Source organism: Streptomyces katrae (assembly GCF_000966975.1).
Classification (GTDB): domain Bacteria; phylum Actinomycetota; class Actinomycetes; order Streptomycetales; family Streptomycetaceae; genus Streptomyces; species Streptomyces katrae.
Map to the genome: position 1 here is coordinate 1 of NZ_JZWV01001699.1, position 993 is coordinate 993.

1 pseudogene is annotated in these 993 nt (G+C 81.5%); it reads left to right on the plus strand.

The annotated features are described in order from the left end of the window. Positions 1–533: 533 nt before the first annotated feature. A pseudogene (locus VR44_RS46735) lies at positions 534–993 on the plus strand (hypothetical protein); the annotation flags it as partial.

Sequence of the window (993 nt, forward strand, 5' to 3'; positions counted from 1 at the left end):
GGTGGACACCGGCCACACCCCCCGCCCCCCGCACACCCGCGCCGAGGCCCGAGCACGCTCCCACCCCGCCGACCCGTCCCGCGGACACCGCCCCGACGGGGACGACGACGGCTGCGCCGGGCGCGGGGACCGTCGCTGCCCGGCGGGCCTCGGACGGTGTGCTTCCGCCGGTGTCCCGTCCTGTGGGTGCTGCTCCGGCTGGGGTGACGGCGGCTGCGCCGGGCGCGGGGGCCGTCGCTGGCCGGCGGGCCTCGGACGGTGTGCTTCCGCCGGAGTACCGGCCCGTGGGCGCCGTTACGGCTGGGACGGCTACGGCGGCGGCCGGTGCACAGGCCGCCGCTGAGCGACCGGCCCCGGGCCGTGCGCTGCCGCCGGAGTCCGCTCCGGACGGGTCGGGCGTGCGCGGGGTACCTGTGACCTCGCCGCACGCCGGTCAGCACGCCCCCGCGACTTCGCGCGCCGGTCAGGAGCCCGTCACCTCGGCCCGCGCCGGCCATGAGGCACCCCCGCCCCCGGCCGGTCATCCGGCTGACGTGGAGCTCGCCCGGGTGCCGGTGGCGACCGCTGCCCGGACGGCCGTTCCCGTGCCGGAGGCGACCAGCTCCGTCCGGCCGCCGACGGCGGCCGCGGTCGGCCGTCTCACGGAAGCGGCCGCCGCAGCCGGGCCGGGGGCCGGCGCCGACGGGTCGGTACGGGCCCCTGCCCGCGTCGACGCCGTCGAGCCGGAGCCCCCGACAGCTCCGGCCCCCCGCACCGACCCGCACCCCCTCACCCCCCGCACGGAGCCGCCGGAGCACACCCCCCGCACCGACCCACGGGACCACGCCCCGCAAGTGGAGCCGCAACCCCCCGCCGCCCGTGCGGAGTTCCACCCGCCGGCCGCCCGGACGGAGCCCCGGCCGGAAGGCGCCCGCGCGGAACGGCAGGCCACGACCGCCCCGGCCGGCACCGCCCCACAGGGCCACGCCCCGCGTGCGGAGCGGCAGGTTCCCG